13 protein-coding genes are annotated in these 21,019 nt (G+C 73.3%); 10 read left to right on the forward strand and 3 right to left on the reverse strand.

The window, feature by feature from the left end; all coding sequences use genetic code 11:
* Nucleotides 1-247: 247 nt before the first annotated feature.
* The 6 genes from UK82_RS37395 to UK82_RS11875 form a co-directional block, all read left to right on the forward strand.
* Nucleotides 248-3,241: DUF6531 domain-containing protein (locus UK82_RS37395; protein WP_236705826.1), on the forward strand; the 2,994-nt coding region annotated here is incomplete at its 3' end.
* A 12-nt stretch (nucleotides 3,242-3,253) separates the two neighbouring features.
* Nucleotides 3,254-5,257 (forward strand): RHS repeat-associated core domain-containing protein, encoded by a 2,004-nt coding sequence (locus UK82_RS42565; RefSeq protein ID WP_396230530.1) that lies wholly within the window; start codon nucleotides 3,254-3,256, stop codon nucleotides 5,255-5,257.
* Nucleotides 5,250-5,600, forward strand: coding sequence for a hypothetical protein (locus UK82_RS11860; RefSeq protein ID WP_044884143.1), 351 nt, complete (start codon nucleotides 5,250-5,252; stop codon nucleotides 5,598-5,600). The genes UK82_RS42565 and UK82_RS11860 overlap by 8 nt, the downstream gene beginning before the upstream one ends.
* Before the next feature lie 2,927 nt (nucleotides 5,601-8,527).
* On the forward strand, nucleotides 8,528-11,374 hold the full coding sequence (locus UK82_RS42570; protein WP_396230531.1) for an FtsK/SpoIIIE domain-containing protein: 2,847 nt from the start codon (nucleotides 8,528-8,530) through the stop codon (nucleotides 11,372-11,374).
* Nucleotides 11,375-11,474: 100 nt separating this feature from the next.
* Nucleotides 11,475-11,744, forward strand: a complete 270-nt coding sequence (locus tag UK82_RS11870; RefSeq protein ID WP_044884142.1) for a nuclear transport factor 2 family protein — start codon at nucleotides 11,475-11,477, stop codon at nucleotides 11,742-11,744.
* A 408-nt stretch (nucleotides 11,745-12,152) separates the two neighbouring features.
* Entirely contained in the window at nucleotides 12,153-13,628 is a 1,476-nt protein-coding gene (locus UK82_RS11875; RefSeq protein WP_396230532.1) for an NAD(P)/FAD-dependent oxidoreductase, read from the forward strand.
* A gap of 104 nt (nucleotides 13,629-13,732) precedes the next feature.
* Here the strand turns inward: UK82_RS11875 and UK82_RS11880 are convergent, their stop codons facing one another.
* Nucleotides 13,733-14,539 carry a hypothetical protein gene (locus UK82_RS11880; protein ID WP_055407113.1) on the reverse strand — a complete coding sequence of 269 codons (807 nt, stop codon included), beginning with the start codon at nucleotides 14,537-14,539 and terminating at the stop codon, nucleotides 13,733-13,735.
* A 365-nt stretch (nucleotides 14,540-14,904) separates the two neighbouring features.
* Between UK82_RS11880 and UK82_RS11885 the strand changes: the two genes are divergently transcribed.
* Nucleotides 14,905-16,065, forward strand: coding sequence for a YihY/virulence factor BrkB family protein (locus UK82_RS11885; protein ID WP_370657256.1), 1,161 nt, complete (start codon nucleotides 14,905-14,907; stop codon nucleotides 16,063-16,065).
* 52 nt (nucleotides 16,066-16,117) lie between these two features.
* Here UK82_RS11885 and UK82_RS11890 read toward each other — a convergent pair whose 3' ends face one another.
* On the reverse strand, nucleotides 16,118-17,143 hold the full coding sequence (locus tag UK82_RS11890; protein WP_044884045.1) for a hypothetical protein: 1,026 nt from the start codon (nucleotides 17,141-17,143) through the stop codon (nucleotides 16,118-16,120).
* A gap of 21 nt (nucleotides 17,144-17,164) precedes the next feature.
* Nucleotides 17,165-17,503, reverse strand: coding sequence for a HypC/HybG/HupF family hydrogenase formation chaperone (locus tag UK82_RS11895; RefSeq protein WP_236705828.1), 339 nt, complete (start codon nucleotides 17,501-17,503; stop codon nucleotides 17,165-17,167).
* Nucleotides 17,504-17,689: 186 nt separating this feature from the next.
* Between UK82_RS11895 and UK82_RS11900 the strand changes: the two genes are divergently transcribed.
* From UK82_RS11900 to UK82_RS11910, 3 genes are all read left to right on the forward strand, one after another.
* Nucleotides 17,690-18,619 (forward strand): NAD-dependent protein deacetylase, encoded by a 930-nt coding sequence (locus UK82_RS11900; protein ID WP_044884044.1) that lies wholly within the window; start codon nucleotides 17,690-17,692, stop codon nucleotides 18,617-18,619.
* A gap of 10 nt (nucleotides 18,620-18,629) precedes the next feature.
* Entirely contained in the window at nucleotides 18,630-19,292 is a 663-nt protein-coding gene (locus UK82_RS11905; protein ID WP_055407114.1) for a GNAT family N-acetyltransferase, read from the forward strand.
* A 76-nt stretch (nucleotides 19,293-19,368) separates the two neighbouring features.
* Nucleotides 19,369-20,970, forward strand: coding sequence for an AlkA N-terminal domain-containing protein (locus UK82_RS11910; RefSeq protein ID WP_082121713.1), 1,602 nt, complete (start codon nucleotides 19,369-19,371; stop codon nucleotides 20,968-20,970).
* The last annotated feature ends 49 nt before the right edge of the window (nucleotides 20,971-21,019 follow it).

Consider the following 21,019-nt stretch of genomic DNA (forward strand, 5'->3'; position numbering starts at 1 on the left):
TGGGAAGTATGGACTAACGCCAATTACCGCGGCGGAAACATTCGGGTGATCGTTGGCGGAGGCAGCGGGGCCGTCGGGGGTGTCTTCGGGCCAATGCCACGATGATGATCAAAATCTTGTCGGCGCTCGCGCGAATTCGTTCGGCGACTGGTGGTCTTTCGCCGAAATATTGTTCGGAGCCGCGGGGCCGTCGGCCGGTGGAGTGGGAGCCGGCTCCGCGAAGGAGCGGGGAGAAAGGAAGAGTGTCGTGGCGACCAGTTCCGCGGATCCTGAGGACCTGGGTACCTATGTCACGGATGCCACCGCGGCCCGCGCGACGCTGGCGGCGGCGGCGAGCGGTGTGCGGGCCTACTACGACGACGTGGTCGCCCGGTTCGGGGCGCAGTACAGTCTTTCGCATCCGGATCTGTGGGTGAAATTAGGTTCGCACCTGAGCGACGCCGAGGAGCGGGACCGTTTCGTCGCCACGGTGAGGGACGCGTTCGTCGCCGCGGACAGTGGCTCCGCGGGCACGGCTGCCGGCCCGGTCACGGTCGACGACGGCCGGATCGCTGCCGGTCTGGCGGCGGCCGGCATCGGTTCGCTGCCGACGGCCACTCTCACCGTCGACGACCCGACGCTGCTGGGCCACACGCCGGACAGCGGCTTTGCGGCCGACCCGGTGTGTACTGCCAACGGCAACCTCGTCGAGCAGGAACTCGACCTGCCGTTGCCCGGCCGGGTGGCGCCGGCCGGCTGGCGGCGGACCTACAACTCCCGCGCTCATGAGCGGCTCGGCGCGCACGGGCGCGGGTGGTCCAGTTGGGCCGACACCGCCCTGGACCTCGGTGACGAGCGGGTCGAGGGCGCCGAGCGGGTCGAGGGCGCCGAGCAGATCGAGTGGCGCGCCCCGGACGGCGCGTGCTGTCTGCTGGCGCGCCCCGGCGTGGACCGGCCGACCGAGCTGCCGCTGCTGGGCGCGACCCTGCACGCCGACGGCGCGGGCTTCCGCTTCACCCGCGGGCCGGGGGAGACCTGGTGGTACGACGAGGCCGGTCGACCGGTGCGGGTGCGCGTCGACCGGACGGAACTGCTGCTCGCCTGGTCGGGCGGCCGGCTGAGGCGGCTGTCGCATCCCCGTTCGGGCCGGTTCGTCGAGCTGGTATGGGACGACGAGCGTGCCCTGGTCACGGCGGTGCGGGCCAGCGACGGCCGGGAGGTGCGCTACTCCTACGACGAGTACGCCAACCTGGTCGCCGTCGACGGCGGCCCCCAGGGCTCCCGCCGCCTCCGGTACGCCGGGGCGACCGCCGGCCTGCTGACCGAGCTCGTCGACGCCGACGGCGTGACGCTGGCCCGCACCACCTACGACGAGGCCGGCCGGGTCCTGACCCAGCTCAGCCCCGAGGGCCGTCTCGTCCAGTTCGCCTACCGGGAGGGCCACCGCACTCTGGTCACCGACGCGGCGGGCGGTGCCATCAACGAGTACCGCCACGACTCGGCCGGCCGGCTGGTCGGCGTCGTGGACGACGCGGACCGTCCCTTCTACCGGGTGTTCGACGACGCCGGCCGGCTGCGCGGCATCGAGGAACGCTCCGGCGCGCGCTGGACGATGGACTACGACGACGAGGGCAACCTCGTCCACCGCGCCGGCCCGTGCGGCATCACCGAGCGCTGGTCATGGGACACCCTCGGCCGCCTGACCAGCTACACCGACCCACGCGGCCACCTCACCCGATGGGTCTACGCCGGCACCGCGCGCACCCCGGTGGAGATCGTCGACGCGGCCGGCGCGCTGATCCGGATCACCGTGAACGACGACGACCTGCCCACCTGCGTCGTCGATCCGGACGGCGTCACGACGAGGTTCCGCTGGGACGACGACGCCCAGCTCATCGACGTGCGGGTCGCCGGCGGCGGGCGGACCAGGCTGCGCTACGACGCGGCCGGCCGGCTGGTGGGGATCACCGGGCCGGCGGGGCAGACCCGGGTATGGGAGAACGACGCCGCCGGGCGGGTGACGCGCGAGCAGGGCCCGGACGGGGCAGGCAGCGAGTACCACTACACCGCCGCGGGCCGTCCCGACGGCTACGTCGACCCGGCCGGCGGGCGATGGGGTTCGACGTATGGCCCGCACGGGCGGGTCGAGCAGGTCACCGACCCGTTGGGCTCGACGCTCGGCTTCGAGTACGACCTGTTCGGCAACACCGCGCTGATCGTCGCCCCCGACGGCCAGAAGTTCCACTTCGACCACGACGGCCTCGGCCGGCTGGTGGCCCTGAGCGATCCCGCCGGCGCGACGTTCCGCCGTGGCTACGACCCGGACGGCCGCCCGACCGTCGAGTCCGACGCCGAGGGCCACGAGTGGCGGACCGAGTACGACGAGGCCGGCCGCCCGGTGCGCCGCACCAGCCCGGACGGGCGGGTCTGGCAGCGCGCGTACGACCCGGCCGGCGCCGTCATCGCCGAAACGGACCCGGCGGGCGCCGTCACCCGCTACGAGCACGACCCGCGCGGACGGGTGGTGGCCGTCACCGACCCGCTGGGCGGGCGGCGCACGCTCGAGTGGACTCCCGGCGGGCGCCTCGCCGCCGTCACCACGCCCCTTGGCCGGCGCGAGACCTACGGCTACGACCGGGTCGGCCGCTGGGTGCAGACCACCTCCCCGTCCGGGGCGCGCACCCTGTACCGCCGCGACGCCGCGGGCAGGCTGACCGCACTCGTCACCCCCGCCGGCCGCGAGACGACCTGGGAGTACGACGCGTACGGCCGCGTCGTCGCGGTCACCCGCCCGGGCGAGCGGCGCACGACGATCGAGCACAACCCGCTCGGTCTGCCCGTGGTCGTCACCGACGGCACCGGCGCCTCCCGCCGCTACACCTACGACGCCCGCGGCGCCCTGACCAGCGCCACCGACCCGCTCGGCGCCGTCACCCGCTACGAGTACAACGCCCGCGGCCAGCTCTCCGCCTGGACGGATCCGCTGGGCGGCCGCCACGAACTGCGCCACGACCAGGTCGGCCGACTGACCGCCACGACCGACCCCCTCGGCCGCACCACCACCGTCATCCGGGCCAGCGACGGCGCGGTCCAGGCCTGGCGTGGTGCGAACGGCGTCGGCCAACGGTGGTGGCGGGACGCGGCCGGCCGACTGGTGGGCGAAGGTCTCCTCGACGATGCCGAGCCCCGGACTCGTTTCGACCACGATGCCGCCGGTCGCCTGATCAGTGCCACGGCACAGGCTGATGCGACGGGACCCGACNGGGGCGTCTCCCTGACCTACGACGCGGCCGGTCGGCTGGTCTCCCGCACCACCGCGGCGGGCCGGCTCACCTGGGAGTACGACGCGGACGACCGCTGCGTCCGGCTGGGCCAGGCAGGCTCGCCGCCGGTGCGCCACGACTACGACGACGACGGCTACCTGCGCTCCGTCGAGCACCCGATACTCGGCGTGCGGCGGATCGACCGGGACGCCGACGGGCGGATCAGCGCACCGGGCAGAACGGTGGAACGCGACGCCGTAGGTCGGATCACCCGGGTCGTCGACGGCGGCCGCGAGCTGCGCTTCGGTTACGACGCCGCCGGCCAATTGGTCACCGCCGAGGGGCCGTGGGGGACCCAGACCCTGACCTGGGATCTGGGCGGACGCCTCGTCGCCGAGGACCGCGGCGACCCGGCCGGCGTCCTGCGTTCCACCTATGATGCCGCCGGCCAGCTCGTCGAACGCCGCCTCGGGGCGGCCGGGCCGACCCGCTACCGGTACGACACGGCCGGCCGCCGCGTGGCGAAGGACGGGCCGACCGGTAGCACCAGGTACGGCTGGGACGCCCTGGGCCGGCTCACCGAGGTCAGCCGCATCCCGTCCCGCGCCGTCGGCGGCGACGCGCCGGAGGAGCGGACGACTCGCCTGGTCACCGATGCACTCGGTGAGCTGCTGCAGATCGACGGCACCGCGGTCCGCTGGGACCCGGTGACCTGGCCGGGGCAGGTCCAGGGCCTCGGCGACACCACCTACGTCCGCGCCGAGTCGGCCCTCGGTGTGATCGGCCCCACGACGCCGGATGCCCGCGCGGACGGGCAGGGAGAGGACGCGGGGCGTGGGCGCTGGCATGACACCGACTGGCAGGGCTCGTTCGGCGGCCATGACCCGTGGGGAGGGCGGTTCCCCACCCGCGACGCCGGAGAGGCTGCTCGCGGCTCGTCCCCGGATGCCAGGGTCTCGGTTGGGCTCGGCTACCGTGGCGAACTCGCCTTCAACGGCCTGCTCTGGCAGCGCGCCCGGGTTCTCGACCCCCAGGCGCGTTCCTTCCTGTCCCCGGATCCGCTCGAGCACGTTCCCGGCATGCCGGGTGCGGCGAACCCCTACCACGAGGCGTGGAACAACCCGGTCGGAATGCTGGACCCGACCGGGTTGCGTCCACTGAGCGACGACGCGTACGAGGATTATCGGTCGCAGTCCGCCAGGAACATGTTCGGCAAGGCCTGGCACAACATCCAGAAGGACCCGTGGGGAAGCCTGGCCGCCGCCGCGGTCATCACCGCTGGAGTCGGGCTGATGTTCGTGCCGGGAGGGCAGGCGATCGGTGCCGGCATCCTCATCGGCGCCGGGAGCTCCGCCGGCCTGGGTCTCGTCACCGGCAACTTCGATCCCACGGCTGTCGCGCTTTCCGGTATCGCCGGGGGTGTCGGCGGCGGTGTCGGCGCCGCCACCGGAAAACTCGTCACGGGGGAGGGCTATCTGGTCGCGGCCGGATCGGGCGCAATCTCTGGGGCTGCCGGGGATGTCACCGAACAGCAGGTAGCCCACCCGGGGCATCTTGATCTCGGCGAGGTCGCATTCGGCCTGGCGACTGGTGGGCTCGGCGGAGCGGGTAGCCGCATGCTGTTCCGGCCGACTCTCAAGCCGGCCGACGTGCGGTTCAGCCAGGGGTCGGTCGGCAGGAGAGTCCCGCAGTACGTCGCCAGCATGCGGGCGAACGGTTGGGCTGGCGACCGGATCGACGTCGTGCGGATGCCCGACGGCGGACTGACGAGTGTCGACAACCGGCGGGTGCTCGCGGCAAAGATCACGAACACCCGGATCCAGGCGAACATCCACCGGTACAGCGACCCCATACCATCCGATTTCGCCGGCCGGTTCAGAGACACGAAGAAGATTTCGCCCGACACCTGGGGGGAGGCGGTGGAGAACCGATTGCGAGGGCAGAAGGCAATCTATCGTCAGACATATCCGATGGGATCGCCCATAACCAGCTGGAATGGAGGGTGGGATGAGTAACTTGATATCCACCGTCGATCTTCCTCGGGACTTCACCTATCCACCGGAATTTCTCCGAGTGGTGGAGCTCGGACTGACCAACCTCGAACCCTGGTGGATCATGGATGGGGAAATTCTGTTCCGCCGACACCTAGGCCTGCGCAGCCGCTACCCCGCCGACTGCTTTGTACCGTTCGCGGAGCGGCAGGACAACGATGACGTCGCCTGTTGGGATCTGGACTCCGGCGGTATCACCGTCGTACACGACTTCGCCAGCCCTGGATACCACCGGGAAAATGCCTTCGTCAATTTCTACGCCTGGTTCCGGCGGGCTGTCGAGGATTTTATTGAATGGGGAGAATAGCGTTCGACGCGTAGCGGCGGAGACGCGCGGAGGCCACAGCCAAGACTTGTGCCACGGGCAGCCTGCGGCAGGGCCTTGAATTCCCGATCGCCGATGGCTACGTGAAGGTCACTGGCTGGGTGCGGAGCGGTCGGGGGTCGGCGCTGCTGGTTACGGAATCTATGAGGATGAGCGATGAGCCGACTTGCGCGATGCCTGTTCCTGTCGAAGAGCCACATCAGCGGGGAGGATGCCAGGGAAATCGCGCGCGGAGTGCGCCAGGCGAGGACTCCCGTGGTGGGAGCCGGTGATGGTGCGCCGCGACTTCGGGGACTGGGAAGTTCAGAACTTGGCCACCGTCGCGGAGGGCGCTGATGTTGTCTCTCGAGGAGTACCCGGATGTCCTGGTTACCGTCGCCCACCCTTGGGGCAACGTGGAGGTTCCTGTGGATGCCTGGATACAGACTGGCCCGGGGCCGCGGCCCTACGTCGGCATCGCCGCGGCGAGGCGGTCATCGACTGGACGCGAGGTGCCGCTAACGGAGATCCCACTCGAGTATCACAACAGCTCGGAGAACCCGCAGCCTTCAACGGCACGGCCTACTTCCGTGTCCATGGTGGCCGCCGCCCGAGTCGGAGCCTAGAAATTTCACCGACCTGGGATGATGTCGTCCGGCTCGCCTCATTGACAGGAAAGTGGTGCAGATCGTCGTGGTGGATTTCGTCCCTTCAGCCGGCCTGGTCACCTTCAGGTACGGTGGCGGCCCGTTGGTCGGACGGTGGCGTGGTAACGAGGCTCCCCGGCCCGAGCCCGTCTATGCCGAGCTCATGACACTTCCGACCGGTCCTGCGGGGCGCAGTCCGCGGTCTCGGACCTCATGATCGTCAGGGTGCGCGCGGTCGCCGGGGGCGGCGGGGTGCGGGACTGGTCGGTGGAGGTCGGGGCGGACGCGACTGTGCGGGAGCTGGGTCTTCGCCTGTTTGGCCCGGCGGGCGAGTTCGGTCTTGTGGTGGAGGGGGAGTCGTTCGAGCCTGAGGTGCCGGTGGCGATCTGCGGCATCGTCGACGGCGTCGAGGTGGCCCCGGCCGAATCCGTGGACGGGTATTGGTCCGGGTCTGGCGGTGGGCTCACCGCGCCGGGACCGTCGGCTTGGCGGGGAGACGACACCTCGCAGGGAGACAACGCCGATGCCTGGTGGGAGCCCGTGGCTGCGCCGGAACCCAGCGGCTTCGAGGCGGTCGCGTCGGATACGGAGGCGGACTGGTGGGCCCCGGCCCCGGCCCACCACGCCGAACTGTCTGACGTACTGCCCTGGTCGTCGGCGGGGTCGCAGCCCGGCGGGTGGGAGCTGGTGGTCGTCGCCGGCCCGGGTGCTGGGTGGCGGCTGCCCGTGCCGGTGGGGCAGGCGGTCTCGCTGCTCGTCGACCCGTTCGACGGGCCGCTGCTCGAACGCGGCGGCGTTGAGGAGGCGGTGGCCGAGTTCACCGTGGCCGACGACGCGGTCACCTGCCGGTGGGCGGCGGCNGAGTTCACCGTGGACGGCGAGGCTCCCGCGGACGATCAGGTCCTGCGCCCCGCCGCGGTGCTCACCGTCGGGCGCAGCACCGCACGCCTGGCCCGCGCGGGCGGCGGGCTGGCCCGACCGGGCCAGGCACTGGGCGTGCCGGCCGAGCATCGCCCGACCGTGCCGTTCCACCGCACCGCCCGTCCGGTGCCACCGCCGGCGCCGGACGGGGTCACGCTGCCGCCGACGCCCCGGGAGCCGGGCGGGGCGAACCCGTTCAACTGGGCCTCCCTCGGCGCTCCGCTGGTCCTCGCCGGCCTTCTGTTCACGATGACCAGGCAGCTCACGTACGCGCTCCTCTCCGCGATGGGCGCGATCATCGTGGTGTTCTCGTTCGTGGAGAGCCGGCTGCGCCGCCGCCGGGAGGTGCGCCGCGGCGCCGCCGAGCGGGCGGCGGAACTCGCCGCGTTCGACACCAGGCTGGCCGAGGCCAGGCGCCAGGAGCTGCGGCGCCGCTGGGACGTCACGCCGACGGCGGCCGACTGGGTGCGCGCCGCCGACCAGCTGGGCGCCACCCTGTGGGAACGCGGTCCGACCGACCGCGACTTCCTGGACGTCTTCGTCGCCGTCGGGCACCTGCAGTGGCGTCCGGCGGTCGAGCGGGTGGACCAGGCCGGCGCCGAGGTCAGGGAACGGGTGGCCCGTTCGGGGGGTCTCTCACCCATCCCGCTCACCCTCAGTCTGGACCGCGGCGAGCTCGTGACGCTGCGCGGCCCGCGGCCGGAGGTGCTGGGCCTGGTCCGTGCGGCGATCTGTCAGGCGTGCTGCGCGCAGGGGCCCGCCCATCTGCGGATCGGCCTGCTGGTCGAGGACACCGCCGACTGGGAGTGGCTCAAGTGGCTCCCGCACCTGCGGGACGAGGCCAGCGGGGAACTGCGGGTGCGGCGCATCGACGCCACCGCAGACCCGCAGCGCGCCGTCGACGAGGCCGCCGCCTGGCTGACAGCCGCGGACGCGTTCGCCGCCGCCGGCGCCGCCGGAGCAGGAGGACCGGGAGGACCAGGCCGGCCGGGCGGATCGGGCCGGCCGGGCGGATCGGGCGGCCTCGGTGGCTCCGGTGGCTTCGGCGGCCGGGGCGCCGGCGGGGGTCCCGCGTTCGGCCTGCCGGCCGCCGCGTCCCCCGAGCGGGTGCAGGCGGTCCGGACCCTGCTGATCGTCGACGGCCCGCGGCTGCGGCCCGGGTCCAGCCTCGCCTTCCGCCGCGCGCTCGCGGCCGACGCGTCGGCGATCGTCGTCGACGGCCCACCCCCCAATCTGACCACCACGCTGGTCGAGTTCGGCCCCGACGGCACGGTCACGCAGGCCGACGCCAGGACCGGCCAAGTCGTCCACGGCGCGAGCCCGGCGGCGCTCGACGCCGACGACGCCCACCGCTGCGCGCGGATGCTCGCGCGGCTCGACGATCCGCTCGTGGCCGAGCGGGACGTGCCGTTGCCCGCCGGGGTGCGGCTGTCCGACCTCGTCCCGTTCGACCTGGCGCAGCCGTCCGACCAGCTTGCCGACGCCATCCGCGGGCACTGGTCGGCCCGCCACGACCCCGGGAGCCTCACGATCGCGGTGGGCGTCGGCGAGGATGGGCCGTTCGAGCTCGACCTCGTCCGCCATGGCCCGCACGGGCTCCTGGGCGGCGCGACGGGATCCGGCAAGAGCGAGCTGCTGAAGACGATCGTGGCCGGGCTCGCCGCGCGGTACTCACCCGACGAGGTGATCATCGGACTGTTCGACTTCAAGGGCGGCACGTCCCTGCAGGAGCTCACCCGGCTGCCGCACTGCGTCGGCCTGGTCAGCGACACCGACCTGCACGAGGCCGAGCGGGCGCTGCGCTACCTGCGCACCGAGCTGCTGCGCCGCGAACGGCTGCTGTTCGCCCGCGGCGCGACGAAGATCGAGCAGATCGCCGGTGAGCTGCCCCGACTGATCGTCATCATCGACGAGTTCCAGATCCTCGCCGATGAGCTCCCCGACGAGCTGCAGACCGTCATCGACCTGACGAAGCGGGGCCGCTCCCTGGGCGTGCACCTGCTGTTCGCCACGCAGAGCCCCGCCTCGGTGCGCAACTACGACGAGATCAAGCGCAACACCCAGCTGCGGATGACCCTCAAGCTCCTCGACGTCGAGGACTCGGTGCGCCTCATCGACCTGCCGGACGCCGCCCGGTTCACCGTGCCCGGCCGCGGGCTGGCCCGGGTCGACAACCAGGTGCTCGCCTTCCAGGCCGGCTACCCGTCCGGCCCAGTCGAAGCGTCCGCGGACGACGCGATCCGCCTCGAACCGTTCACGCTGCTCCCCGCCGCCGCCCCCGACGACGACAGGTGGACCGTCACGCCCAGTGCGGTCGCCACCGCCGCCTCGGCCGTCCCACCCGGCGCGGCCGTCGTCGCCACCGCGGACGTCGTGGGCGCCGCAGGCGTCGTCACGTCCATGTCCGGCGGCGCGAACCTGGCGGGCATCGCAGCCCTGGACGAGCCCTGGTGGCAGGTGGACGACCTGCCGAACGGCACGGGTGTCGAGGACGACGAGAGTGTCGAGGCCGGGGAGCGGACCGAGCTGGGCGCGTTGATTGCCGGAGTCCGGCGTGCCTACCGGTCGGCGCTGGGCAGGCGCCAGCTGCGGCCCGTCGCGGACGTCTGGCCGCCGGCACTGCCCGTGTCGCTGGCACCGGGCGAGGTCGTGGCCCAGGCCCGGGCGGGGGAGGTGATCCCCGGGCGTCCCGCCGGGCTCGCGGCGTACTTCGGCCGCGCGGACCGTCCGGACGAGTCCGAGCACGCCCGCCAGCCCGCGGTCGCCTGGCATCTCGACGCCGGCAACCTGCTCGTCTTCGGCGCTCCGGGCGCCGGCGCCACCACCGCGCTGACCGTGCTCGCCACGAGTCTCACCGCCTCGCTGTCCCCGGCCGAGCTGCACCTGTACGCACTCGACTTCGCCGGAGGCGACCTGCAGGGGCTCGCCGCGCTGCCGCACTGCGCCGGCAACGTCATCCTCGGTGACGAGCGGGAGCGGCAGGTGAACCTGCTGGCCTACCTGCGGGCCCGGATCGCCCGGCTGGGGGCGCTGGACGCGGCGGCCCGAGCGGCCGAGGCCCAGTCGATCCTGCTGATCGACAACCTGGCCGGCTTCATGAACGCGTACGAGGCCGTCAGCTCCAAACAGGGGATCGCGGTGCTGGAGGACTTCGCCGCGGTGATCGGCGCGGGGCCCGCGTCGAAGGTGGCCGTCGCCGCGTCCGTCGTCGGCACCCGGGTGCGCAACGAGGTCGCCGCCCGCGCGCCGCAGCGGCTCATCCTGCGCCTACCGGACCGCAACGCCTACACCGACCTCACCGTCGAACGACGCTCGATCCCACGCGGTGTGCCCGGCCGGGGCCTGTGGACCACCGGCAACGACCTGCTGATGGAGGTCCAGGTCGCCACCCCCGACGCCGTCTCCCCGACCGGGGCCACGCGCGAGTCCACGCCCGCAGCGTTGCCCACCGATGTGCCCGCAGCCCTGCTCGGCGGCGCCGACGGGCCTGGCCGGTCGTCGCGGTGGGCCTGGGCGGACGGCGCCCGCGCCGCGTCCCTACCCAGACGCATCCGGGCCCTGCCGGCGACGATCGAGCCGGACGAGCTCACCGCGGACGGGGGCGCCCGCCTGGACGACGACGTGCTGGTGATCCCGGTGGGCCTCGCCACCCAGGACGGCGCGGTCGTGCAGGTGTGCCTTGACCTGGCGGAAGGCAGCCCGGCCCTGGTGTACGGGCCACCTCGCTGCGGCAAGAGCACGCTGCTGCGCCGACTCGCGGAGCTTACTCGGGCGAGCCTGGGTGACGCCGTGGCGATCTACGCGGCAGCCCCCGCCGACTCGCCGCTCGCGGGCTGCCCGGCCGCGGACCGGGTGCGTGAGCTCGACACGGCGGTGACCCTCGCCCAGCGGGCCGCGGGCGAGCAGCGCCCCGCCCTGCTGCTCATCGACGACGTGACCCGGCTCGGCGACAGCCTGAACGCCTTCCTGCAGGAGCGTCACCCCCGCGTCCGCCTGGTTGCGACGGCCCGCGTCGGCGAGCTGCGCACGGCCGACTACACCTCGACCGCGAGCCGGCTCAAGTCGGCGCCGACCCGCCTCGTGCTCGAACCGGAACCCGGCGAGTCCGACCCCATCAGCGGCCGGTACCTCACCTACCCGCCGAGCGGACCAGGCCGCGGCCGAGGCTTCCTGCTCTCCGCAAGCGGCACCCGATTCGTCCAGACCTGAACCAGCACCCCGATGCACATGGAATGGGGTGTTCCGGTGGTGGCAGGCCGACCATCCTGGAAGGGCCCAACGGTAAGCGGCGGGCGGAGGGAAGAACGAGATGGCGGCCGTCCTTCCCCAGGGTGACGCGCTGGCGATCCGGGAGATCCTGGCGCTGTTCGCGCATGTCTTCGACAACAACGATGTGGCGGGGCTGGGGCTCGCGTGCACGTCCGACGTCCGGGTCGACATCGGGCCGGGCCCGAGCCGGACCTACCACGGGCTCGGGGAGTTCGCCGACTACGTCCGCTCCAGGAGCGCGGCGGCGCCCGACCATCACACTGTCCACACCTCCCTGCTCCTCCAGGAGGACGGGAGCGTGCGGGCCTGAAGTCGCTACCTCGGGATTGCCCTGGAGGGCCGGCTGACCAGCGGCGAGTTCTTCGACGCCTGGCGTCCACGGGTCGGTGACCTGGGCGTCCCCCGCGGTGACGCGCCGGTCAGGCCCTGACCGGCGAGGTCCGCCAGGACGGCGGCGGATGTCCGATAATCAACGCCGTTGACGTGATTCCACGATCGCGATCATGAGAATCGACTGGACGTGAAGCGAGACCGCTGCGGCGAGCGATTGCCCGGCGGCCTACCCGGGCACGCAGAGGAAGGCGGCCGGCGCGGTCCGCGCACCCCAAGCGGTTGCGCACCCGCGTCCTGCCGCCGCCCGACCGCTACCGCCTTGTGCGGCCTCCGGAGGTGGAACGTGCCCGCAGCATGGTCGTTGCCGGCGTCCCTGCGTCGATTCCTGCCCGCCGACAGGGCAGCCGATCGCCCGGCACCCGCGTCCGCCGCCGGGTCCGGGGCGGCAGCGTCCCGCGTGGTCGTGGTGGGCAGCGGATTCGCCGGCCTGCGGCTGCTGCGGCGGCTGGAAGGTCTGCTGCCGGCGTCGGCGGCGGAACTCACCGTCGTCTCGCCGGTGGACCATCTGCTCTACACCTCCCTGATGCCGCAGGTCTGCGCGAGCTCGGTGGAGCCGCGGCACCTGGCGGTGGCCACCCGGGGGGCGCTGCGCCGCACCGTGCTGCGCCTGGGCCATGCGGTGGCGGTCGACACCCGGGCCCGCACGGTGACCGTGCTCGGCAGCGACGGCACGGTCGACGAGCTGGGCTGGGATCGGCTTGTGCTGGCCCCCGGGTCCGTCACGCGGACCTTCGACATCCCCGGCGTGCGCGAGCACGCGATCGGCCTGAAGAACCTCGCCGAGGCCGTCCACCTGCGCGACCATGTGCTGCGGCAGTTCGAGCGGGCGGATGCCACCACCACCGACGACGCTCGCCGGCGCGCCCTGTGCACCTTCGTGATCGTCGGCGGCGGGTACACGGGCACGGAGCTCGCCGCGCAGATGACCCGTTTCAGCCGGCGCGCGGTGGCGAACTACCCGCGGGTGCGGGCCGAGGAGGTCCGCTGGGTGCTCGTCGACCACGCGCCGAGCCTGCTGCACGAACTGGCGCCGACGCTCGGCCGCCGGGCCGCCGACGTGCTGACCGCCCGCGGCGTCGAGCTGCGGCTGCGGACGGCGGTGCACGAGGTCACCGAGCGCACCGTCCGGTTGGGCCAGGCGGAGGCCCCCGACCAGCACGAGACGATCGACACCCACACCGTGGTCTGGTGCGCGGGGGTGTCCCCGAGCCCGCTCGTGGCCAAGCTGGGCCTGCCCACCACGCACGGGCGCCTCGTCGTCGACGACTGCTTCCGCGTCCCCGAGGTGGATGGCCTGTTCGCGCTGGGCGACGCCGCCGCCGTGCCGGACGTGACCCGCTCGGGCGCCCTCGCCAGTCAGACCGCCCAGCACGCCGTGCGCCAGGCCGGGGCCGCCGCCCGCAACGTGGCGGCGTCCCTCGGGTACGGCACCGCCCGGCCGTACCGGCACCACGATCTCGGGTTCGTGGTCGATCTAGGCGGCCGGGACGCGGTGGCCAACCCGCTGGGGGTCACCCTGCACGGACTGCCCGCGGCCGTGGTCACCCGGGCGTACCACGCGTACGCGTTGAACAACGGGTCCAATCGGGTCAGGGTGGTCACGGACTGGGCGCTGGACCTGGTCATCCCGCACCAGATCGTGCAGCTCGGCTTCGCTGACGGGCGGCCACCCACGATCGACGCCACCGAGCAGACCGGCATCTACCCGGCCGCGGCGTCGGGACCGGCGAGCGTCGACGCTGCCCCGAGCGACTCCCCGGCGCATCCGGGCCGTGCGGTGGGCGGCGTCGCGGGACGATGAACCGGGCCGGTGTTCCGCGCCCCCTTCCCCCGGCAGCCGGCCCGATCGGATCAGGCCCGGCAGCCGGTCCGAGCGGATCAGGCCCGGCCCCCGGCCCGATCGGGTCAGGCGGTCCCGCCGCCGCCGGCTGCCACCCCGCCCACCGGGACAGCGGTCGGGCTCGTGACGAGCCGGCCGCAGGCGGCCGAGTTGGAGACCTCCTCGGGCAGCTCGGGCTTCACGTCGCTGCGGGCCGCCCCGTCGTAGCGGCCGCTGTGGTTCGCGTCGACACCGTGCTGCTCGATCACGCCCTCGCCGCCGCGCAGCTCCGCGGCGACCGTCGGGGAGACGGTGATGGTGCGCTCGTAGCCGGCGTCGCCGACGGGGAAGCGGTCCAGCGCGTAGGAGCTGTCCGGGCCGGTGTCGCCGGTCGTGGTGAGCGACACCGCGATGGCACCGATCGACTTCTTCGCGTCGCCCGAACGGACCTGGCCCCTCGCGCCGGTGCCCGTCGCGTCCGGGGCGGGGCAGGAATGGCTGCCGCCGATGTGGATGTGCTGGGGGTGCGGCAGTCCCGGAGCCAAGCCGTGGGTGACGATCCGGATGCTCAGCAGGTTCCCCCGCAGGGTCGCGGTGGCTGTGCCGCTCGCGCCGGATCGGTTCACCGGTCCGAGGTCGGCGATCAGGTAGGTCGGCCCGTCGGCGGGCGTGTCACCTCGTCCGTGCGGCGTCGAGGCCGCGTCGGCGGGCGGCACGAGCGGGTGGCCGGTGTCCGCACCGATGCTGTCCGCACCGATGCTGTCCGCACCGATGCTGTCTGCGCCGACCGGGGCTGCCCCATCCGGGCCGGATACTGCCAGGACCGGGAGGACGGCGAGGGGAAGCAGGCCCACGCCGATTCCCGGGATGATCCCCCTGAGACCTCGTCGCATCCGCGGACTCCTTTCGGGCGGTGGACCGTGGCTGCATCGTGATCGATCAGGTGCGTAGGGTGGCGGCATCAGCCAAGGCCATGCGCGCCCATCCGTCAACGCGATGATGAGCCGGTGGAGGGAGCCCGCCGCGGCGCCGCCCGGATCGGGGATACGGGTGGACCCGGATCGGGGGATGCGGGTGAAGGCCGGCCGCGCAGCCGGCACATCACCCGATCGGGCCAGCCGCGGCGGCGATGTGGGCGCGTTGCGGTGGGAGGTCCGTTGTCGGCCGGTCGAGACGCTTTACCGGCAGGTCAGCGGGTATGCGGCCCACCCGGACGGGGGATAGCTTCATGACGATGGACGGCCTGGGGAGGCGCGGGATGGCGCTCGGTGGCCGCATCGACCGGGCCCAGCAACGCAACCGTGGGGTCGGCTTCGTCATCGCCGTCATCTACAAGTTCGCCGACGATCAGGGCGGCTACCTCGCCGCCCTGATCACCTTCTACGCCTTCCTGTCGCTGTTCCCGTTGTTGCTGCTGCTCACGACCGGGCTGGGCTTCGTCCTGCACGGCCATCCTGACCTGCAGGAACAAGTCGTGACCTCCACGCTGAGCCAGTTTCCGATCATTGGTGATCAGCTCCGCGACGACGTGCAGGCGCTCAAGGGCAGCGGCGTCGCCGTCGCCGTCGGCGTCCTCGGCGCCATCTCCGGCAGCCTCGGCGTCGCCCGGGCGATCGGCAACGCCCTCGACACCGTCTGGGCGGTGCCGCGCCGGGCCCGACCGAACCCGTTCTTCGCCCGGCTGCGCAGCCTCAGCCTCATCGGCCTGCTCGGCCTCGGTGTGCTGATGACGACGGTGCTCTCCAGCGTCACGACCGGGGCCTCGGCGTTCGGCCGGTTGGCCGCCGGGTTCCAGGTGCTCGCGGTCGCGATCTCCACGGCGGGCAACGCCGGCCTGGTCCTCGTCGCCTTCAAGGTCCTGACCGCCCGGTCCGTCCGAGTGCGCGAGATCCTGCCCGGAGCGGTGTTCGCGGCGCTCGGCTGGCAGCTCGTGCAGACCCTGGGCAGCTACTACATCGCCCACCAGCTCAAGGGCTCCACCCAGGTCTACGGGCTGTTCGGGCTCGTTCTCGGGCTGATGACCTGGCTGTACTTCCTCGCCGTCGTCGTGGTTGTCGCCATGGAGATCAACGCGGTGCGGGCGGGCCGACTCTACCCGCGGGCGCTGTTGACCCCGTTCACCGACGACGTCGAGCTGACCGATTCCGACCGGCGGGCCTACACCTCCTACGCCAAGGCGGAGCAGTTCAAGAGCTTCCAGCAGGTGGACGTCACCTTTACCGACCTGCCCGACCAGCAGCGCCCGGCGAGCGACCCGCTGTCGGCGATCCCGGGCGTGGGTCGTGACCCGACCGCCGCCGCGGACCCCGATCCATCCGTCGAGGGCGTCCCCGATCCGTCCGCCGAGGCCGTCCCCGATCTGTCGGCCGACAGGGTTCCCGGTCCGTCGGCGGATGTGGATCGCGGCCATCTGCCCTAGTGGATCTCGGCCAGGAGTCCGGGCGCCGCCGCGACACCGCCCGGATGGCCCGTCAAGCCGGGGAAGGTGTCGGCCGCGGTCCCGGATCGTCCGGGATCCGGACCGGCGCGAGCAGCACGGCGGTGGGGTCGCCGCCCGGCCCGCCGACCACCGCAGGCCACAGGCCGTCGTTGACGCAGTCCCGTGCGACAGCGGCAGCCCAGGCGGGGGGCGCGCTCAGGGAGACGAACCGGCCCCGGTCGATGCCGAGGATCACGTGTGCCCCGATCAGCGCATGGCGCAATGCCTGCCCGTGAGGGGCCCGGGCGGCCCACCCTACCGGGATCCGTCCGTGGGCCTCGTCGGCGTGGGGCGGCCAGCCTGAGATGTTGACCAGCTCCGCGCGCAGGCGCAGCAGCGGGTGTGGACCGGGATAAAGCCCAGCGCTCAGTCGCAGTTCCGCCCGGGCGAACCAGGTGTCCCAGGTAATCCTGGTCGGCGCCGTCCCACCGTGATCCACGGTCCGGACCTGACGGCCGGACGGCGCACTGAGCCGCACCGTGTGCGCCCCCGACCGGGCCACACCCGGCCCGCCCGCCGCCGCGCCGGCCGGCTCCCAGGGGGCCGGGCGGGGGGCACTGAGATGAGGTAGCCAGCCGCGAGGCCATGTTCCGGTCGACGGAGTCGAGGGATGAGTGATCGGGCCGGGGCCCGCCGCGAGCAGATCCGCGATCGTCACGTCCTCATCGACCTCGTGGGGCAGAAACTCGGCCTGGTCGTCGGGGTCGGCGTCGAAGGCCACCTCCGGCCCGACGCTGGCACCGCCCGATCGGAGGACCTGCTGCTCCCGCGTCGTGATCTGCAGCCAGCGGACCTGCGCGGTCAGCACGGCGTCGGGGCCCGCCTCCAACAGGCACTCCGCGTGGACGTAGGCTCGGTCAGCCGGATGGCGCGCGGCGTAGGCGGCCGGGGTCAGCACCCCGACGAGTCCGCCCGATCCGCCCCGACCGGGCCGCACGCGATGGCCCGGATCGTGCCGGTAGATCGTCGCGTCGGCGATCGCCGCCGCCCGGTCCAGCCGCGCCTGAACCGTCCTCATCGCTGGCCTCCTTCACGCTGGTCAGAGGACGCTGATCGCTTCCCCGGCGTGGACCAGCACCGCGTCGCCCGCCCGGGCTCGGACGAGGGCGAGACCGATCTCCTCGGTGCCGGCCGCTGTCCGGACAAGTGCGACCCCGCCCGGCAGGCACCGGACGATCTCGGCCTCGATCGTCTCCTCCGGTCCGGCGAGCTGCCCCGCCGCGCCACACACCGGCGCCTCGGGGCCCGGATGGGCCGCTGCCTGCGCGGCCTCCCACGTTGACAGCCGCTCGGCTCCCGTACATGCGGCTTCGTCCCCCGCATCGGTGACGCGCGGCGTGCGCCGTTCGGGGGACGCCACGGCGGTACTGGACGCCACGGCGGTACCAGACGCCACGGCGGGACCAGGGGTGTCCCGCCGCCGGCGTGGCGGTCTGCTGGCGCTTCTGACCTGCTCGTTCATCGGTCATCACCTCGATACAGGTCTACCCGGCGCAACGGTACGACCCACGCTCTGAGGTCACCAGTCGGCTCGGACGGGTCCGCGGCCGCGCGATCGGGCAGCATGGGAGCGGTGGGAGTAAAGACGACCAACGACGGCGAGGCGTTCGACCGGCTGTGTGCCCTCGTCGCGGCAGGCGGCGTCGCCGTGGTGAGCGGGGCGGGGATCTCGACCGATTCCGGCATCCCCGACTATCGGGGCCCGAACGGGGCACTGCGCCGCCACACCCCGATGACCTACCAGCAGTTCACCAAGGAACCGGGGGCTCGTCACCGCTACTGGGCGCGCAGCCACGCCGGCTGGCGGCAGGTCGCCCGGGCCGAGCCCAACCCGGGCCACCGCGCGGTGGCCCGCCTGGAGCAGGCGGGACTGGTCACCGGCATCATCACCCAGAACGTCGACGAGTTGCACCAGCGCGCCGGCTCCCGCCATGTCATCGATCTGCATGGAAGCCTCTCCCGCGTGGTGTGCGGCGACTGCGGGCAGGTGAGCCCGCGCCTCGACCTCGACGAGCGGCTGACCGCGGCGAACCCGGGCTTCCGCATCTCCGGAGCCCCCACCAATCCGGACGGTGACGTCACCCTCTCGGCGGAGGCGGTCGCCCGCTTCGTCATGGTCGACTGCCGTGGCTGCGGCGGTGAGCGGCTGGAACCGGACGTGGTGTTCTTCGGCGCCACTGTGCCGCGACCCCGCGTGGCGCAGGCATTCGATCTGGTCGAGAGCGCGCGTGCGGTGCTGATCCTGGGATCGTCGCTGACGGTGATGTCCGGCTACCGGTTCGTCCTGCGGGCGGCCGAGCTCGACATCCCGGTCGCGATCGTCAACCAGGGGCCCACCCGTGGGGACAGCCGGGCGACGGTCCGTGTCGACGCTCCCCTCGGGACGCTGCTGCCGCGGCTGGCTGCCGCCGTCACCAGCGGCGAACGAACGCTCGCGCCGTCACGGACCGTGCCGTCCCTGGCCCTGTCGGGGGATTCGCCCGCTGAGCTGTGAGGATGGGGAGATGCGATCGGTCTCCCGCCCCCAGCCCGCGAACCTGGCGTTTCGTCGTGCCACCGACAGCGCCGCCGAGGCGGCGGCGATCGTCGCTCTCGTCGAATCCGCGTACCGGGGGGAGTCCAGCCGGGCGGGGTGGACCACCGAAGCGGACCTGGTCGGGGGCCAGCGCACGGATGTCGAGGAGGTGCGTGCCGCCCTGACCGCCCCACACGGGACAGTCCTGCTCGCGGAGGAGCCCTCGGGTCTCCTCGTGGGCTGCTGCCACGTGGAGCGTCGGATCGAGCCGCGGGCGCATGGCGGAGCTGGTGTGGTCCAGACGGGTGAGTTGGTGGCCCAGCCGGGCGAGGACGAGGGGACCACCGCAGCGGGGATCACCGCGGTGACGGGGGCCTACTTCGGCATGTTCGCCGTCAGCCCCACCCGGCAGGGGGCCGGAGTGGGCGGGGCGCTGCTGCGGCTCGCCGAGCGGCACGCCGTCACCGCGTGGTCGGCGTCGTGGATGGAGATGCAGGTCATCGCCCAGCGGAGCGAACTCATCGGCTGGTACCGCGGCAAGGGATACCTCCCGACCACCGCCACCCGACCGTTTCCGTACGCCGACGAGCGGTTCGGTCGGCCGCTGCGGCCCGACCTCTACTTCATCGTCCTGCGCAAGCCGCTGGCCTGACGTCGCCGATCCGGCGAGCGGGCACGACGTCCGATTCCCGCCAGCATCCGGAGGCGGTCGCGCCGAAAGTGGGGGCATGAGGACGGACGAGGGCCGCTACGAGGCGGTGGCCAGCCGGGATGCCCGATTCGACGGCGCCTTCTACTTCGCCGTGACCACCACGGGCATCTACTGCCGTCCAAGTTGCCCGGCGGTGACGCCGAAGCGGACGAACGTCCGGTTCTTCCCGACGGCCGCGGCGGCGCACGGTGCCGGCTTCCGGGCCTGCCGGCGGTGCCGGCCGGACGCGGTGCCCGGCTCCGCCGAGTGGGACATCCGCGCTGACGTGGTCGGCCGGGCGATGCGCCTGATCGGCGACGGTGTCGTCGATCGGGAAGGCGTGGCCGGCCTCGCCGCGCGGCTGGGCTACAGCGCGCGCCAGCTCCACCGGCACCTGACCGCCGAGGTGGGCGCCGGGCCGCTCGCCCTGGCCCGAGCGCGGCGTGCGCACACCGCGCGGCTGCTGCTGCAGACCACCGCGCTGCCCGCCACCGAGGTGGCCTTCGCCGCCGGCTTCGCGAGCGTTCGTCAGTTCAACGACACCATCCGAACGGTCTATGCCGCGACGCCTCTCGAGCTGCGTGGTCCACGGCCGCCGCGGACCGTCCCGCCCGGCCCGAGCCGCGGCGATGGGGCGGGTCCGGGCGGCCGACCCGACGAGGGTGGCCTCACCCTCCGGTTGGGCTATCGCCGGCCCTACGAGGCGGGTCACCTGTTCGACTACCTCGCCGACCGGGCCCTGCCCGGGGCGGAGGAGGTCGTGGGCGAGCGAGGACGGCGAACCTACCGGCGCACCCTGCGCCTGGCCTGCGGCCACGGCGTGGCGGAGGTGGCCGAACGCCCGGCCGGCGACGACGTCGGCTGGCTGGACTGCCGGTTGATCCTGAGCGACCTGCGGGACCTCGGCAGCGCCGTCAGCCGGCTCCGTCGGCTGTTCGACCTCGACGCCGATCCGCTCGCCGTCGCCGACCGGCTCGCCGGCGATCCCGCCCTGGCCGCGCAGGTGGGCCGCCTACCCGGACTACGCGCCCCCGGTGCCGCCGACCCGCATGAGCTCGCCGTGCGGGCCGTGCTGGGCCAGCAGGTGTCGGTGGCCGCCGGGCGGCGCCTGGGCGCGGTGTTGCTGGCTGCCTACGGCGATCCGCTGCCCACGCCGAGCGGCGGCCTGACCCTGCTGTTCCCCCGGGTCGACACCCTCGCCTCGGCCGGTCTGGCGGACCTGGGGATGCCGGCCGTGCGCCGGGACGCCGTGCGGACGCTTGCCGGCGCGCTTGCGGACGGCTCCGTGGTCCTCGACGCCGGGGTGGACCGCGACGAGGCGCGACGGGCGCTGCTGGCGCTGCGCGGCATCGGGCCCTGGACGGCGGGTTACCTGCGGATGCGAGCCCTCGGCGACCCCGATGTGCTCCCGCCGGGCGATGCGGCCCTGCGCGCCGCGGACCGCCGCGGCGACGTCGACCTGGGTCGCGCCGCCGCCTGGGCGCCCTGGCGCAGCTACGCGGCGCACCACGTGTGGGCTGCCGCAGCCACCCGCGGCGACCCACCCACGATGACCCGCGCGGGTCTGCACGCCGGCCGTGCCCGCCGAGCCGGCACGCGGCGGAAGCCGGCTGCGGGCCCGGTTCCTGGTCCGGGTTGACCACGCGCGTCGAAGCAGTCCCGAAGGATGGGATCGGATCGGAAGGGGA

Source organism: Frankia sp. ACN1ag (assembly GCF_001414035.1).
GTDB classification, from domain to species: Bacteria; Actinomycetota; Actinomycetes; order Frankiales; family Frankiaceae; genus Frankia; species Frankia torreyi.

What these genes read in the sequence shown, in the direction of transcription:
- UK82_RS11860 (WP_044884143.1), top strand. Translation starts at nt 5,250, where the DNA reads ATGAGTAACTTGATATCCACCGTCGATCTTCCTCGGGACTTCACCTAT.
- UK82_RS42570 (WP_396230531.1), top strand. Translation starts at nt 8,528, where the DNA reads ATGCTCGCGCGGCTCGACGATCCGCTCGTGGCCGAGCGGGACGTGCCG.
- UK82_RS11870 (WP_044884142.1), top strand. Translation starts at nt 11,475, where the DNA reads ATGGCGGCCGTCCTTCCCCAGGGTGACGCGCTGGCGATCCGGGAGATC.
- UK82_RS11880 (WP_055407113.1), bottom strand. Translation starts at nt 14,539, where the DNA reads ATGCGACGAGGTCTCAGGGGGATCATCCCGGGAATCGGCGTGGGCCTG.
- UK82_RS11885 (WP_370657256.1), top strand. Translation starts at nt 14,905, where the DNA reads ATGGCGCTCGGTGGCCGCATCGACCGGGCCCAGCAACGCAACCGTGGG.
- UK82_RS11890 (WP_044884045.1), bottom strand. Translation starts at nt 17,143, where the DNA reads ATGAGGACGGTTCAGGCGCGGCTGGACCGGGCGGCGGCGATCGCCGAC.
- UK82_RS11900 (WP_044884044.1), top strand. Translation starts at nt 17,690, where the DNA reads ATGGGAGCGGTGGGAGTAAAGACGACCAACGACGGCGAGGCGTTCGAC.
- UK82_RS11905 (WP_055407114.1), top strand. Translation starts at nt 18,630, where the DNA reads ATGCGATCGGTCTCCCGCCCCCAGCCCGCGAACCTGGCGTTTCGTCGT.
- UK82_RS11910 (WP_082121713.1), top strand. Translation starts at nt 19,369, where the DNA reads ATGAGGACGGACGAGGGCCGCTACGAGGCGGTGGCCAGCCGGGATGCC.